At 40.0% G+C, this 16,361-nt stretch carries 14 protein-coding genes; 8 read left to right on the top strand and 6 right to left on the bottom strand.

The genetic code is table 11. The annotated features are described in order from the left end of the window. Positions 1-34: 34 nt before the first annotated feature. Positions 35-2,161, top strand: a complete 2,127-nt coding sequence (locus ACHUE3_RS11585) for a winged helix-turn-helix domain-containing protein (protein ID WP_394192578.1) — start codon at positions 35-37, stop codon at positions 2,159-2,161. A gap of 61 nt (positions 2,162-2,222) precedes the next feature. Here ACHUE3_RS11585 and ACHUE3_RS11590 read toward each other — a convergent pair whose 3' ends face one another. Next, positions 2,223-2,552 (bottom strand): 5-carboxymethyl-2-hydroxymuconate Delta-isomerase, encoded by a 330-nt coding sequence (locus ACHUE3_RS11590; RefSeq protein WP_394192579.1) that lies wholly within the window; start codon positions 2,550-2,552, stop codon positions 2,223-2,225. 286 nt (positions 2,553-2,838) lie between these two features. Here ACHUE3_RS11590 and ACHUE3_RS11595 point away from each other — a divergent pair, with 286 nt between their 5' ends. The 6 genes from ACHUE3_RS11595 to ACHUE3_RS11620 all read left to right on the top strand — a co-directional run bounded on the left by ACHUE3_RS11595 (position 2,839) and on the right by ACHUE3_RS11620 (position 7,814). After that, positions 2,839-3,309 carry a CreA family protein gene (locus tag ACHUE3_RS11595; RefSeq protein ID WP_394192580.1) on the top strand — a complete coding sequence of 157 codons (471 nt, stop codon included), beginning with the start codon at positions 2,839-2,841 and terminating at the stop codon, positions 3,307-3,309. A gap of 15 nt (positions 3,310-3,324) precedes the next feature. Further along, positions 3,325-4,107 (top strand): hypothetical protein, encoded by a 783-nt coding sequence (locus tag ACHUE3_RS11600; protein ID WP_394192581.1) that lies wholly within the window; start codon positions 3,325-3,327, stop codon positions 4,105-4,107. 4 nt (positions 4,108-4,111) lie between these two features. Next, on the top strand, positions 4,112-4,735 hold the full coding sequence (locus tag ACHUE3_RS11605) for a LysE family translocator (protein ID WP_394192582.1): 624 nt from the start codon (positions 4,112-4,114) through the stop codon (positions 4,733-4,735). A gap of 12 nt (positions 4,736-4,747) precedes the next feature. Further along, positions 4,748-5,242, top strand: coding sequence for a gamma-glutamylcyclotransferase family protein (locus ACHUE3_RS11610; protein WP_394192583.1), 495 nt, complete (start codon positions 4,748-4,750; stop codon positions 5,240-5,242). A gap of 20 nt (positions 5,243-5,262) precedes the next feature. Continuing rightward, complete coding sequence (locus ACHUE3_RS11615; RefSeq protein WP_394192584.1) at positions 5,263-6,810, top strand: serine hydrolase; 1,548 nt, start codon at positions 5,263-5,265, stop codon at positions 6,808-6,810. Positions 6,811-6,896: 86 nt separating this feature from the next. Beyond that, positions 6,897-7,814 (top strand): histone deacetylase family protein, encoded by a 918-nt coding sequence (locus ACHUE3_RS11620; protein ID WP_394192585.1) that lies wholly within the window; start codon positions 6,897-6,899, stop codon positions 7,812-7,814. Here ACHUE3_RS11620 and ACHUE3_RS11625 read toward each other — a convergent pair. Then, entirely contained in the window at positions 7,800-8,096 is a 297-nt protein-coding gene (locus tag ACHUE3_RS11625) for a DUF4144 family protein (protein ID WP_394192586.1), read from the bottom strand. The genes ACHUE3_RS11620 and ACHUE3_RS11625 overlap by 15 nt on opposite strands. 74 nt (positions 8,097-8,170) lie before the next feature. Here ACHUE3_RS11625 and ACHUE3_RS11630 point away from each other — a divergent pair, with 74 nt between their 5' ends. Next, positions 8,171-10,690, top strand: coding sequence for an EAL domain-containing protein (locus ACHUE3_RS11630; RefSeq protein ID WP_394192587.1), 2,520 nt, complete (start codon positions 8,171-8,173; stop codon positions 10,688-10,690). On the opposite strand, the gene ACHUE3_RS11635 is transcribed toward ACHUE3_RS11630, so the two are convergent. The 4 genes from ACHUE3_RS11635 to ACHUE3_RS11650 form a co-directional block, all read right to left on the bottom strand. Next, complete coding sequence (locus ACHUE3_RS11635; protein ID WP_394192588.1) at positions 10,662-11,471, bottom strand: DUF2797 domain-containing protein; 810 nt, start codon at positions 11,469-11,471, stop codon at positions 10,662-10,664. The genes ACHUE3_RS11630 and ACHUE3_RS11635 overlap by 29 nt on opposite strands. 103 nt (positions 11,472-11,574) lie before the next feature. Beyond that, entirely contained in the window at positions 11,575-14,088 is a 2,514-nt protein-coding gene (locus ACHUE3_RS11640; RefSeq protein ID WP_394192589.1) for an EAL domain-containing protein, read from the bottom strand. Positions 14,089-14,194: 106 nt separating this feature from the next. After that, positions 14,195-15,478: a phosphoribosylamine--glycine ligase gene (gene purD / locus ACHUE3_RS11645; protein ID WP_394192590.1), complete on the bottom strand. Its 1,284-nt coding sequence runs from the start codon at positions 15,476-15,478 to the stop codon at positions 14,195-14,197. Between the two features lie 18 nt (positions 15,479-15,496). Beyond that, positions 15,497-16,315 (bottom strand): class I SAM-dependent methyltransferase, encoded by an 819-nt coding sequence (locus tag ACHUE3_RS11650; protein WP_394192591.1) that lies wholly within the window; start codon positions 16,313-16,315, stop codon positions 15,497-15,499. Positions 16,316-16,361: the final 46 nt, after the last annotated feature.

Consider the following 16,361-nt stretch of genomic DNA (forward strand, 5'->3'; position numbering starts at 1 on the left):
TCTAGACTTCTAAATTAGGTGCTTGCTTTCATTTATGGATACTAAAAAACCGTTTTTATTAGATCAGTGTCATGTCTCTGTGCTTGAAAATAAGCTGGCATGTTCAGATGTTGAAATAGTTTTACAGCCTAAATTTATCGAATTACTGTCTGCTTTAGCATCGCGTTATCCACATGCGATAACCCGTGAAGAGTTGATTGAAGAAGTATGGGATGGCAACTACTTTGTTGGTGAAAAAGCATTAACCAATGCAATTTGGCATCTACGAAAATCTTTTAAAGAGCTTGATCCAAACAATACCTACATAGAAACACTGCGAAAAACAGGTTACCGGTTAACAGTAGCGCCCACCCTAATTGAAGATACACAATCAAAACAAAATAAAGCGCCCCTGCTTTCATCCTCTAGGTTGGTTATAGCTATACTTGTTTTAGTTACAGTAGTGACTTTTTGGGCAAGTCAGCATTGGCTGTTTTCGCACAAAGAGCAGCCTCTCGTGTCGTCCACTTTTTTACTTAATGACTATATTGAAACGGTTACGACAAGCCCTGGTCGAGAGCTTTATCCTGCCGTTTCGAGTGATGAGCATTTTATGGCGTACTCTTGGCGTCGGCCAGGTAAGCCAACAAATTTATATTTACGCGATTTATTTTCGCCAGAGCAGGCGGTGAAATCGCTTACTAATACGGATTATGTAGAGGGTAGAACCGTTTTTAGCCCTGATTTACAGCGTCTTTATTATTATCGACGCATCGCAGCAAGCACGTGTGAGGTTGTAGAGCATATTATCGTAACAGGCGAGATTTCGGTGTTGGCATCTTGCCCTGCGAGCAGTGCTACCGATCTTGATGTAAATTTTTCGGGAACTGAGCTAGTTTTTATTAGTGAGCATGCAAGCAAAGGACGTGTTAAAACAGAGCTTAATATTCTTGATTTAACCTCAGATAAAAAACATATAAAAAAGATTCCGTGTTCGGGTGAGTGTCACTTCATTGACGAGTCAGTGATTTTCTCCCCCGATGCAAAACAGCTTGTTGTCTCACGCAATCTCCCCACTGGGAATGAAAATCTATTCTTAGTGGATATTGCAACCGGCAATGCACGCGTGCTAACTACTGGCTTTTTAGATATTCGTGGTGTGGATTGGCATCCATTTAAAGATCAACTGGTGTTTTCAGCGGTTGAGCAAGATGAGCGTCGAGGTTACTTTTATAACTTTGATACTCAGACTGTCACTGATATGAAAGTAAAGGGTCTTAGCTATCCTGAATTCAGCGCTCAAGGAGATTTGTATTTCCATCAATGGCATATTGATTCTGCTCTTATGCGTATACAAGTTAATGATTCTGTTATAAGTTCGCCTTTTCCTGTTTTATCAACGCATTTTAATATGCGTTATGCCGATTATAATGAGGCACAAAATAAGATAGCGTTTGTTTCAAGTGAGTCAGGAGACACCGAGTTATGGGTTGCTAATCCAGATGGCACTAATCGAGAGCAGTTAAGTCACCTAAAAGCCAGTGTATATAGTCCAGTGTGGTCTTATGATGGTCGTTATATTGCCTATACCGCAAATATTGAAGACAAGAATGAGCTATTTATTTATGACTTTCAAAAACAATTAAATAGTAAACCTTTGCAAAGTGGTTTTGATAGTTATGGTAAGCCTGCATGGTCGGCTGATAATCAAAGCGTGCTGGTATCTAACAATGGGTATGTGTATCGTCTGAATATTCAGGGTGAAAACTTAGGCAAGGCAATAGCGTTGCCTGCGTATTATGCGATTGAAACGGCTAAGCGAGACCTTATTTTCGCCAATCCAAAAGCAACACAGTTATGGATAAAACATCACGATACTGGTGAAGAGGAGCTGTTAATTGAATCGATCAATTTATCTAACCGCGTTGCATGGCATTACGCCCAAGGAACAGGTAACGAACCTGATAGGGTGTTTTATTTTAATGTTAATCAAGGTGATTACCGACTAAGTGCTTATAACTTGCAGACTAAACAACACCATGATGTGATGCGCTTGCCTGAGCGGGCATTTAGTCGCTCATCAGGTTTAACTTATGTTCCCAAGCTAGATTGGTTGATCTACACATCATATAAATCACCTCAAATAGATATTAAGCGCATTAAAGCTGAGTACTTACCATAAGCGAATAAACCTTTTAATGCTTAGGTAATTGTCTTAGCTTTGTTTTTATCCAAGTGTAGGATTAGCATTTGCGATAAGTTTCGCTACTGTTTTCATAAACATTAACGCTTAAGCTATACGATTCCATGCAATATGTACGCAAGCAATTAAGTAAGCTTTCACTTAAGCGCTGTTTTTCTTCGGTGGTTCTACCTGCCATTATGTAGGCCGCTATATAAATAAAGCCATCTTTACCTTCGCCTAGCTGATAGTGCTGATATGCAATGGCACGAGTTTTAATTGTTGAAAGCTCAAACAAACCACTTTCAAACGTGGTCTGGTGTACTTTATCTACTAAGACTTGAGGTAATAGAGGTAAATCTTCAGAATGCTCAATCACTATATGAGGCATTGCAAACTCCTTAAAAGCGGTAAATAAAAACACAAGTTTGAAATTGATTAAAAGCGCCGTTATTAAAATGCATAAGCATCACTCATCATTAACTATAGTGGCAACCTTATGGGTTTCAAATAAAACGGCGATAGACTTATCAAACAGTGTTTGCTTTTATCATCATAATGGCGCTCGTTGTCGATGAATATTTCAGTTATTATTGAAACATAGCAATTACAAAAATGTAACCGTATAACACATAAATACGATAAATCTCGTTAATTTTAAACTAAAAGGAAAGGCTATGAAGCTTTTAAATGTGATAGGAATTGTTGTGCTCTTGGCCATGCAAGTTGGCTGCTCAGACGATGCTGCATCTGTTAGCTTGGGGCTATTTACAACAAAAGATATTAAAGTCGTTTCACAACAAGATCCTTTGGTCACAGGGGTGACATGCCATATTAGTCACATTGAAGCGAACTTAGATTTTTCAGATCCTTCGGATATGTCGATTGCATGTCGTCAAACCGGCCCTATTACAGCTGAGCAGTTAGCTGATATTGACCGAAGCAAGTCAGGTGAAGTTGTTTTTAAATCATCAAAAAGCATTTTGTTTAAATCTTTAAAAGTACGTCGAATTTATGATGCACAAACACGGTCGTTATTATATCTCTCATATTCAACTAAAGAATCGACTGGGAGCCATCATCACGCTTTATCGACTGTGCCGCTTTATAATACTCAGGCATGGCAATGGGCAAGTACCCAACAATAATATTAAGAGTTGATTATGTTAGCTTTATTTAAACCTAAGCCGTTGTTAGACGCACAAGAGCAACAATGGTTAATTGATACATTTGTGTGGGCTGTTGAGCATTTTGACAGCGAGTTTTTTATCAATAAAACACAGTTAGTGTTACCGAATCATCAATTTTTTCCTGATCCTGTATCCAGTGTTGAAGAAATGGCTAGCAAAGTATTTCAGCGAGTTGTGGGTTATGCAGGTATGCAAGCTTGGCCGATTCAACTTGTTGGGCCTGCGCAGCTTCAGCCACAAGTGTTTCCGCATTTTGAGTTTACTGACACGCTACGTTCACCAAACAGTAGCCTCATAGTTGCACCACCGCACTTAGTTAATGTGTCGTTTAATCCAAACCAAATAAATCAACCACAGGATTTGGTGGCGAGTTTTGCAGGAACACTTGCGACGATCATGATTCACCATGTTGGTGTGTTACCGCCAGGTGGTAAAGAGTTTTTACCTCAAGCCAGCGATGCATTAGCCTGCTTTTTAGGATTTGGTGTGATGATGAGTAACACTGTTTATCAGTTTAAAGGTGGCTGCGGGTCGTGCTATAACCCTTACGCGAATAGGCAAGCTGCATTAACTGAATCACAAACTTTGTTTATGCACGCTTTAATATGTCACTTTAAAGGTCACAACGACTCGAAAAAGCATCTGAAGCCACACCTACGCAGCCAATTTAAGAAAGCGCAAAGAGAGATAAAAGCACTATTAAATGAAACTGCAAACCCGCTTTTACTAGCGCTAGACGAAAAAAAGGCCGGATAAAGATTTGAATTATTTAGATGAATTTATCCTCATAGCGTTGGCACACTTTTTTGCAGTAGCAAGTCCAGGTCCCGATTTTGCAATTGTGCTTAAACAAAGTATTCAACATGGTCGGCGTAATGCGCTATGGACTAGCTTTGGTGTTGGCTTAGCGATATTACTGCATGTGGGTTATTGCTTATTGGGGGTTGCGGTTTTGTTAGCTCAATCACCGACTGTATTTATGGCGTTAAAATACTTAGCAGGCGCTTATTTAGCATATATAGGATTTCAAGCACTTCGTAGCGCGAAGCCCGCAGTAAATTCGGGCGAAGAAGTACCTCAAACCCAAAGTGAGGAGTCTGTCTGGGTTGCGTTTCGGCGTGGCTTTTTAACAAATGCACTTAATCCTAAAGCAACACTATTTTTTATGTCGTTATTTACTTTGGTGATCAGTCAAACAACACCGTTGTTGGTGCAAGCAGGTTATGGTGTGTATATGGCTGTCGCAACGTGGGTTTGGTTTTCGTTTTTATCATTAGTGTTATCAAAGCCTGTAGTACGAGGCTTTTTTCAAAAGAGTGGTTATTGGTTCGACCGAGGTATAGGTGTGATTTTAATCGCATTAGCATTACGCGTGGTTTTGTAGGAGTAAACAAGCATGGCACTTTATAATTTTTCGTTTGGCTCAAATATGTCGTCAAATCGTTTATTAGCACGTCTTCCTGAAGTTAAACGAGTCGGGACGGCGCGTTTAATAGGGTATGAGTTAACGTTTGATATGGTCAGCCTTGATGGTTCTGGCAAATGCAGTGTAAGAAAAAGCACCGCTCAAGACGCACAAGTGTATGGGGTGGTATATCAGATAACGCCTGATGAAAAAGAGATTCTCGATGCGATTGAAGGGCCGCGTTACGATTGTGTAGATGTTGAAGTTATTTTACTTGATGGCAAAAAAGTAACTGCACATTGTTATATTGCAAACACCACAGATGCATCAATCCTACCTTATGACTGGTACATAGAGCACGTTCATCGCGGGGCGCTTGAAGCTGAACTACCAAATGCGTACAGTGAAAATATCAAGTCGCGGCCCACCCGCCAAGATAGCGATAAAGCACGTGCAGCTATTGAGTTTGCCGTACATAAACAATAAAAATTACGCCAAGGAATGTTATGAAATTGAAGAGAATAGCCATTGCAGCGACACTGTTAACTGGTTTGTCGTTTTGTGCCCAAGCACAAATAAATACTGAACAATTAAATCAAGTTATTGAAAATTCAATGGCACGCTTTGATGTCCCAGGTATGGCCGTCGCTGTTGTTGAAAATGATAAAGTGGTGTTTGCTAAAGGATTTGGTGTAACTCACTTAGAGACCGGGGAAAAAGTAAATAAAAACACCTTATTTGGTATTGCATCAAATACAAAGGCATTTACCGCCGCGGCGTTAGCCAAGCTGGTTGATGAAGACAAAATCAGCTGGGATGACAAAGTGATTGATCATCTACCTGAGTTTCGTTTATACGATTCATATGTCACCCGAGAGATGACTATCCGTGATTTATTGAGTCACCGTAGTGGCTTTGGTTTAGGTCAAGGCGATTTGATGATCTGGCCTGATACTGATAAATCAGTAGAAGAGATTTTAGCAGGTTTAAAGTATTTAAAACCGGCGAGTAGTTTTCGCAGTAAATACGCCTATAACAACTTAATGTTTGTTACCGCTGGTGAAGTCGTTGCCCGTGTTTCTGGTATGAGTTGGAACGACTACATTGAAAAGAACATGTTACAGCCGTTAAAAATGAAAAACTCACGCGCTGGCTTTTCACGTATCCCAAATAGCAATAAAAACTGGGCGACGGGTCACATACCCATGGATGGTAAATTAAATCCTTTTTTTGTTAATTACTTGGAAGACTTTCGTGGTGCTGGAGCAATTGCATCAAGTGTGAGTGATATGAGCCAGTGGCTTCGTACTCAACTTGCTGGTGGCAAAATGCCAAATGGAGAGCAACTGTTCAGTGAAAAGCAGCAAGCGCAAATGTGGCATCCACATATTACTTCGCTGGCTTCTAAAAGTGCTTTTGAAGCCTATCATCAGCAGTTTAGAGGGTACGGATTAGGTTGGAGTATTGAAGACTTCCATGGGGTTAAAAAGCTTGCTCACGGTGGTGGGATTCTAGGCATGGTATCGCAGGTAACCTTGGTACCCGAGAAGAATTTAGGTATTGTCATCTTGAGCAATCAGCAAGCATTTAGTGCACTCTCTGCGATTACTTACGAAGTGCTAGAGGATGCATTTGACCTTGAAGATAAAGACTGGGTTGAAGATTTAGCTAAAAAGCACTTTGAAGGTAAGCAAAAAGCGTACGCAAATGCCAAACCTGAAGCACCTGCAGATTACCAGCCACAACTACCAAATATCAGCTACACAGGCACTTTAAATGATGATTGGTATGGTGATGTAGTCATTGAAGAGTTAAACGGTAAGCTGCGTATTGATTTTACCCATACTAAGCGTTTAAAAGGCCAACTGGAGCATTACACAGGCAATACCTTTATAGTGAAGTGGGATGAAAAGCTCCTTGAAGCGGATGCCTACATAGAGTTTAAGATGAGCCCTAAAAACCGTGTACAAAGCGCTGATATGCGCGCTGTTTCAACGTCGGTTACTGATTTTAGCTTTGATTTTAGAAACCTAAATCTACAAGCCCAAAAGTAATAAGTAGAGCACATAAACCAAAGTCGCAAAGCCACCTACGGGTGGCTTTGTTATAGTTACCTCAGCTAATTTATAAGGAGCTTTGTATGCGCACTGCAATTATCTCTCATCCACACTGTCGTAAACATAAAATGATAGCGGATCACCCAGAGTGCCCTGAGCGCTTGGATGCCATTGCAGATCGCCTTCTTGCAAGTGGGTTGGATATTGCCGTAGAGCAAAAACAAGCGCCAAAAGCATCAAGAGAACATTATTTACTTGTGCATGATGAGTCTCTTATTAGACATGTTGAAAATACTTTGCCTGATGAAGGACTTGCCTCATTAGATGGTGATACTTGGTTATGCCCTGATTCTTTAAAAGCAGTTGAACGAGCGGTAGGAGCTGGCTTGTTGGCGGTAGACGAAGTACTTGCTGATAATTTAGATGCGGCGTTTTGTTCTGTCAGACCACCTGGACATCATGCTACACGTTCGGCATCGAGCGGGTTCTGCGTGTATAACAATTTAGCTATTGCGGTTAGGTATGCGCAAAGAAAAGGCGTTAAACGTATTGCTATTGTTGATTTTGATGTGCATCACGGTAACGGCACGCAAGATATTTTTATGGACGATGAAAACGTTCTTTTTTGCTCCTTATTTCAATATCCCTTTTATCCTAATACTGCCATTGAAAATAATGCCACATTAGTGAATTCTCCACTACCAATTGCCAGTGATGGCAATGATTTAAAAGCACTTTATGATCAGCAATGGTTACCTAAATTGTCAGCTTTTAATCCTGAGCTTATTTTTATTAGCGCAGGCTTTGATGCACATCTTGAAGATGACATGGCAAGTCTAAAGTTTGTCGAGGATGATTATATCTGGTTAACAGAGCAGTTAGCTTCATTGAGTAAAGCACATAACTGCAAAGGGATTATCTCTTACCTTGAAGGTGGGTATGCTTTATCGGCATTAGGACGCAGCGCTGTAGCGCATGTTAAAGCACTAGTCGATAGCTAATAAATCAAATGCCTGAGCCGGTGTTAGGTGGTCTATTTTAGCTAAGCAACATTGCCCTTCTTTTGCTAAATACTCTTTAACCAATATGGCTAATTCGCTGGATGATAACGCTTGTGAGGGAGTGTTATTTAGTTTCTTATAGCCTGTTATTTTATCTAATAAAACCACCTCTTCTTGCTGGTTTTTACTTATCCCATACAGTAAATTTTCGAGGTCGCTAGGCTGTTCTATAATGTCAATTTCTTGGTTATAAATCAGTATTAAGGGTTGGAAGTGACTCATTTATTGTCCTAAATCAAGTTGTTTTTACTGAGGCTATTTATACTTTAGACCCTTTCGCTGCCAAGAACTCTATTATGCCCCAAAACAGCCGTTATCAAAAAGTTCATGATGTATATACTAACAAGGTTATTGCTTGCGCAAAAGAGACTAGGCTTATAGAGGCGGTCAAGCTTATGCGAGCACATAATGTGAGCGCTATATTTGTAAGAGGGCAGCAAGATATTATTGGTGTTTGGACAGAATCTGATTGTATGAAGCTTGATTTCACTAATCAGTCTGTCAAAGACATTGTTATTGAACAGGTTATGTCATCCCCTGTTTTGAGCGTCTCTAGTAAGCAGCTTTTGAGTGATGCAGCGCTTATTTTTCATCAAAATAGCGTACGGCATTTGTTAGTCACTGATGAAAGTCACTTGCCATGTGGTGTATTAAGTATCAGTGATATTGTGCGCAATCAAGGGCTGGATCATTACTTACAATTTAGAACAATCAATGATCAATACAATAAAAATATTTTGATTGTACCAAGCGATATGATTGTGACTGACGCGATTGCTAAAATGCGCCAGCGTAATGATAAAGCAATTCTTGTTTTTAACGAGCATTTACAAGAGCACGGTATTATAACCCAGCGTGATTTGCTGAACTTAATTCTTGATAGCTGTGGTGATGGTTTGTGCTGGGATTTTGTTAATCGTTCTGTTCATCATATTAGCCCATCTGAAAGCTTATTTGATGCATACCGATTAATGTCCCATAACCATGTGCGACATTTAATTGTTATTGAAGAAGGCGAAATTGAAGGTGTACTGTCACTTGAGCATTTGATTAATGAAATTGAAAGTGCGTATTGTTGTGAGCTTGAAAAAGTGCTGCAGCAAAGAGATGTAGCATTACAACATTCACAACGTAATCTATTTCTAGCGAACAAAATTATCGACTCTTCGTTAGATGGCATCATGATTACCTCACAAGAAGGCGTGATTATTCAAGTAAACCCAGCGTTTACTGAATTAACAGGCTATAAAGAGTTTGAAGTTATAGGGAAGAATCCCAGCTTATTAAGCTCAGGTCGACACAATCATAATTTTTATAAAAAAATGTGGCAGCAAATTGAAGAGCATGGTGTGTGGCAAGGGGAAATTTGTAATCGTAAAAAAAGTGGCGAATTGTATGTTGAGTGGCTGACGATTATTGAAATTAAAGAGCCGCATAATAGCGAAAAATTATATGCCGCTATTTTTAGTGATATTACAGAGCGTAAATGCGCGGAGGAAAAAATAGTCCAACTAGCTTATTTTGATGAACTGACAGGGCTACCTAACAGGCGCTTATTTAATGATAGGCTAAATATGGCGCTGGCCAGTGCCCACCGTGATAATACTATGCTTGCTGTTATGTTTATTGATTTAGACAGATTCAAAGAAATAAACGACACGCTAGGACATGGCGCAGGCGACCATCTACTTCAGTTAGTTGCTAAGCGTATAGACCGTATACTTGATGAAGGTGACACCCTTGCTCGTTTGGGTGGTGATGAGTTTGTTGTACTGTTTAATGTTGAAAATTTCGAATCGGTCAGCAAACTGGCTAATAGCATCCTAAAAAATTTAGAAGCATCATTCATGTTAGAGGGAACTGATGTGCGGATCACTGCCTCTTTAGGGGCCGCTGTTTACCCTGAGGACGGACAAGACAGCGAAACACTGTTAAAGCATGCTGATATTGCGATGTACCGTTCAAAAGATCAGGGCCGTAATTCTTTTCAGTTATTTAAATCATCTATGAACGCACGCTCACTTGAACGACTGGCAATGATGAGTCGTTTTCAATTTGCTTTAGAAAATGATGAATTTGAACTCTATTTTCAACCTAAGTTAAATCTACAAAGCAAAGAACTTCAGGGTGTTGAAGCATTATTACGATGGCACGACCCTACACTCGGTGTTATCTCGCCTGCGCATTTTATTCCATTAGCGGAAGAACTGGGGTTGATTGTGCAACTTGATTTATGGGTTATAGAGCAGGCAGGGAAGCACCTTGAACAGTGGCAAGCTTTGGGTATCAAAGCGGGTCGATTAGCTATTAATATTTCTGCATGTCATTTAAGTCAGGGAAAATTGGCGAGTAGTATTGAAGCCATGCTTACTAAACACAAGCTATCAGGACACTTACTTGAGATTGAGCTTACAGAAAGCAGTTTTATTAGTTCGTTCACACAAGCTAAGAAAGAACTAAAAAAGGTAAAAGCACTCGGAGTTAACATAGCTTTAGATGATTTTGGTACGGGGTATTCGGCATTAAGTTACTTGACCAAACTGCCGTTTGATACGTTGAAAATTGATGCCAGTTTTATTGCAAAAGTGCCCGATGAATACGGCAATAGCGAAATAGTGGCTGCAATTGTCTCATTGGCAAAAAATTTAAACTTAACGGTAATTGCCGAAGGTGTAGAGAAGCTAACACAACAAACGTATTTATTTAGTTTAGGCTGTGATGTTATCCAGGGGTATCACTATTGCCGCCCGTTAGCGCAGCGGCAATGGTTAGCGTTTTATTCGCAATTTACTCAACAGTTACTTCATAAGATGTAAATTTACGGATATTAATAACGCCCTTATCAAAAATGAGATATTGGCCTTTAATTCCTTGCAAAATACCGCTTACAACAGGCTCTTTATCAAAATTAAACGAGCTAATTTTAGTTGGGTATTCAGTCACTGGAAACGATAAATCAACTACATCTTCGTCAAGTTGTTCAATGGCTGTTGCACCAAATAGCTCGGCAAGTTCATTAAGTTTATCTGCAATTTGCGGTATTAACTCAGCGGCAGAGGCTTTTAAATCAAGTACTTCACTCTGGCCTTTGAGCATATTGCGCCAATTGGTTTTATCAGCAATAAACTGCGCGAGTGCAACTTCAACTAAACCAGATTGTAAGCGTGTTTGTACTTTAAAAATAGGTAATGCTTGAGTAGCACCTTGGTCAACCCAACGTGTTGGTATTTGTGTATGGCGAGTGATGCCAACTTTAAGCCCTGATGTATTAGCTAAGTAAACATAATGTGGGATCATGCAGTTTTCTTCGCCCCACTGTGGCTCGCGGCAGGTGCCTTGATCATAGTGGCAAGTTTCAGGTTTCATGATACACATATCACAGCTGGCAAGCTTACGCATGCAAACAAAGCAATGGCCTTGAGAGTAGCTTTTTTTGGTCTTTTTACCACAACTAGAGCATAAAATCGTGCCACTAAACGTGAGTGTAAGTTGCTTACCAATGTAAGCATTCAAATCAATCAGTTCATCACCAACAGGAAGGTGATATTGAATTGGCTGTGTCAGAGAAGATTTTAGCTTTTTAAGTGTGCCTTGCATCTTTACGCCCCTAAAGATGTTTAAAAAAGGGATGGTACCAAAAATACTGCTGTATGTGGTAGCTATAAGCGATTATGTATAGACTAGAGAGCTAGTTTCGTCTTTATTGCTGGGCGGCTAAGAAACTAAGGTACTCATCGAATGGAATCGGTCTAGAATAATAATAGCCTTGAGTAAAATCAGCTCCCATTGCTTTTAACGCATTGTGAGTATGCTCATCCTCAACGCCTTCAGCTGTTACAGTGATCCCTAAATTATGGGCCATATCAATGGCTGTTTTTACAATTACTTTATGGGATGCGTTACTCTCTAAATTACTGACAAAGGAGCGATCAATTTTTAAGTTAGAAAATGTATAGTGTAGAAGGTAGGTTAACGACGCATAGCCTGTGCCAAAATCATCAAGAATAACGTGGATACCTTGATCATGAAATTGCGATATTAGGTGCTGCATTTTTTCTTGGTTTTTCACTAATGCAGATTCAGTAAGTTCAAACTTAATTTGCCTTGCTGGTATGTTGTATTTAAGTAATATATTTTCAACTTTTTCCGCTAACTTGTTGATGCTCAAGTTTTTAGCACTTAAGTTAATACTCACTGTATGCTCAGTGAAACCTTGTTTATTAAGAACCTGTAAATCGCGGCAACTTTTTTCTAATACCCATAAAGTCAGCTCATTGATAAGCCCTGTTCTTTCTGCAAGCTGTATGAGCTCTTCAATATTTAAATAACGATACTCAGGTGTTGGCCAGCGTAGTAAAACTTCGCTGCCAACAATATGTTTAGTGCTAAGATCTAATTGTGCTTGGTGATGTAAAGCGAGGCTGTCATTTTTAATGGCTGCTTGCAATTTTGCGGCAAGCTCTATATCCATAAATTGATTAGTCTTTTGCTGTGAATCACTAATACTTGTGAGACTACTTTTAGCTTGCTTTAGAGTGACGTAACCACGTTGCAAGCAAGCCTCAAAGTTATCACTATCTAGTGAAAAGCTAATCGCGGCAGCATACTTTAGCTGCAAATTTAATCCTTGTATTTCATATTGTTTAGGTAACCCTTTAATAATTTTAGCTAGGCATAATGACAACTCTTCTGCACTTTGTGTTTTTGTTGAAATGCAGGCAAAAATACCTGTTCCTAAGTCAGCTAATTTGGAATGACTATCTAACGTTGAATCTAAGTGAGTAAATTGGCGCTCACCAGTGAGCTGTAATTCTAAAGACTGCGCGACTTTGATGATTAGATTATTACTTTGTGTTGGTGTTAATAAAGTATGTAATGAGTGAAAATAGCGAATTTTAATTAAACACAAAGTTTTTTTGCGTTGTGCTTGTTCAAGGCTCATATAAGCTTGCTTTAACATTGCACTATTAAGCAATTTTGTTTGCTGTGTATGGGTTGCGTGGTAAAGCGCACGCTCACGCTGGTAGCGTACACGATCAGCCAGTGCCATAGCCATTAAAATTACTTCACATAAAATAGCAACTAAAAAGGCATGACGAATAGCAAAACTGTATGGCAATACATCAGTTAATTCTAAAGGCTGAATTGCAGCGCCAATGATAAGTGGTATCCATGAAATAACATAAAACTTAGCCCACCTAAAACCACTACGTAGCTTGTTGTAAATCATAATGATGCAGATAATGTATAACAGCACCATAGTGGAAAAAAAGATTCTCGCAGCGATATTTTCAACAATAAAAAAAGAGGCTAAAGCCAAAATAAACATAATGACCATTAACGCGACACTGGCTTTAAAGCGCCAGCAACGTTCTTTGTGATAACGTAAGAACATGGTGCAAAATGCGAGCGTGAAAATAGAGATGGCGTAATTACTTACGATAATATATTTTTGAAAAAACAGTTGCCAGCTAACTGGCCAGAGGTAAAAGCCAAATCCAAGCACTCCACCCATTAAAACTATCGCGCTGATAATATAGCCAATGTATATCAGGTATACACGGTCTCTAATACCAAAAAAGAGCACTAGGTTGTAGAGCGCAGCCATAATGAGTACGCCAACAAAGATACCCCAAATCGTCGCTTGTGAGCGATTTAAACTTTGAAAATCTTCCTCTGAATATAAATTAATGGGAGTTTTACTGATACCTGTTGTGTCTATTTTTACTAATAATGTATGTTGAGTATTTGAAGGAATGTCCAAATAAATATGGGGCACGCTATATTGGAAAAGAGTTAACCCCTCTTTTAAATCACCTAGCTGGGCTTGTGTAGCTACCTCATTGTTCTCATCTAAGTGATATACCGTTAAGTGATCTATCATCGGGTTATCGAAATGAGCGACAACGTTTTCGTCTTTATGACTGCGGTTATCGAGCTTTATTTTTAGCCAATAATTGCGGGGGGTGAAGTTCCAGTTTATTGTCTCAAATGGCTTAGCTATAAAAGTATGGAGGCTGTTTAATACAATCTCATCTGGCAGTTTTTTCGTATCGTCTATTAAGTAACTATGCTTTAAATAGATGGGGGTTGTTTTATCTATTGTATATTTAGTGGGATTCGCGAGATTGCTCGCAAAATTTGCGATGACATAAAATAATAATATTAAAATTAAAACGGCAATAAAGTGATAACGAAAGTAATTGTTTTTCAATGTTTGTCGTCTTTTGCGGATCCTCCGATAAGTGTAGCATCTTTCTAAAAAGAAAAAGCGCAGTGAACTGCGCTTTATATTAAATTTTATAACAATAAAGTATGGCTTATTGCTCGCGTGCAATTGCACGGTAAGCAATATCAGTACGATACTCCATGCCTTCCCAGCTAATCTCATCAACCAGCTTGTAGGCACGTTGCTGTGCTTCAGTTACTGTATTACCCAGTGCCGTGGCACATAATACGCGCCCGCCAGCAGTGACTACGTTATCGCCGTCTTGTTTAGTGCCTGCATGAAAAACTTTTTCACCCTCGGCATAGTTTACTTTAAGACCATTGATTGCATCACCTTTCGGGTAGCTATCAGGGTAGCCTTTAGCAGCTAATACCACACCAACTGCTGCGCGTGAATCAAACTCAATAGTGGTTTTATCAAGTTCAACACGATTAGCTGCTTCAATCAATTCGACTAAATCTGATTGTAAGCGTAGCATCATAGGTTGCGTTTCAGGGTCGCCAAAACGACAGTTATATTCGATAACTTTAGGCGTCCCGTCGCTATCTATCATCAAACCTGCGTATAAGAAACCAGTATAAGGGTGGCCTTCACTAGCCATACCTTCAACCGTTGGGTTAATAACTTCGTTCATGATGCGCTGGTGAATTTCGTCAGTAACAACCGGCGCAGGTGAGTATGCACCCATACCACCGGTATTTGGACCTTTATCGCCATTGTAAGCACGTTTATGGTCTTGGCTAGTGGCAAATGGTAGAACGTTTTCGCCATCAACCATGACGATGAAAGATGCTTCTTCACCTTCTAAAAACTCTTCGATAACAACACGACTACCGGCTTCACCAAAAGCATTTCCTGCAAGCATATCGCGGATAGCATCTTCAGCTTCAGCTTCAGTCATCGCAACAATAACGCCTTTACCTGCAGCTAAACCGTCAGCTTTGATGACAATCGGTGCACCTTTTTCTTTTAAATAGGCAAGGGCAGGGTCGATTTGCTCGAACGTTTGGTAATCCGCAGTTGGAATATTATGGCGCGCTAAAAAGTCTTTAGTAAACGATTTAGAGCCTTCCAGCTGTGCAGCGCCTGCGGTTGGGCCAAATATTGCTAAGCCGTGCTCACGGAACTTATCTACCACACCTAATACCAACGGTACTTCAGGGCCCACGATTGTAAGTCCAACATTGTTTTGCTTTGCAAAGTTCAGTAGGCCTTCTAGGTCTTCAACGTTAATAGCAACGTTTTCAAGCTTTGGTTCATGGGCTGTACCTGCATTACCTGGGGCAACGAATACAGTGGTTACTTTGGTGTTTTGAGCGGCCTTAAACGCAAGTGCGTGTTCGCGGCCGCCGCTGCCAATGACTAATACATTCATGGCGAAATTTCCTATCTATTAAAGCGGTTTTTTAAATTTCAGCGTCATACGGTCACTTTCACCAATCGCTTTATATTTAGCTGCGTCTTTTTCATCAAGCGCTAAGCGTGGTGGAAGGGTCCATACCCCTTTAGGGTGATCAGCTGTATCAAGAGGGTTTGCATTGATTTCACTGCTTGCTTCAAGTTCAAAGCCTGCTTGTTTAGCAAGTGCAATAACAACACTTTGCTTCATATAACCTGACGACTTTTGCATTTCATCAGCGCTACTTTCAGGTAAGCGATGCTCTACCACACCTAGCGTTCCGCCTGGTTTTAATGCTGAGAAAAAAGACTTAAAGGCACTTAATGCTGCGTCTTTTTCTTTGCTCATATACCAGTTGTGCACGTTGCGGAAGGTCAATACCATATCTGCGCTGTTTGCAGGAGCTATTTCTAAATGTGTTAGTGGAGCAAACTCTGTAACCTTAACTTGGCTATATCGTTTATCTTCAGCGATTTTCTTTTTAAAACTCGCCAGTGAGCGTTGGTAGTAACCAACCGATGAATCTGCAGGAAAGTGAGCAGCATAGTAAGTACCTTGCCCTTTTAATGCAGGCGCTAAAATATCACTGTACCAACCGCCACCAGGGGCAATTTCAACCACGGTCATAGTTGGTTTAAAACCAAAAAAATCCAATGTTTGTACAGGATTACGATACTGGTCTCGCTCATTATTGCGCTCAGCAGATTCGACAGCTTTTTGCAGTGTCGAGTCGGCGCTGTGGTTGTGTGCAAGAGCCATTGTTGAGCTGACTGCTAACGTAGCAACCAATAGAGATTTTAGTGCAAATTTCATCGTCTGTTCCTTCACATTATAATTTTACAAGAGGTTATAGAATAAG

The organism is Pseudoalteromonas atlantica (assembly GCF_043641955.1).
Taxonomy (GTDB): Bacteria; Pseudomonadota; Gammaproteobacteria; order Enterobacterales; family Alteromonadaceae; genus Pseudoalteromonas; species Pseudoalteromonas atlantica_A.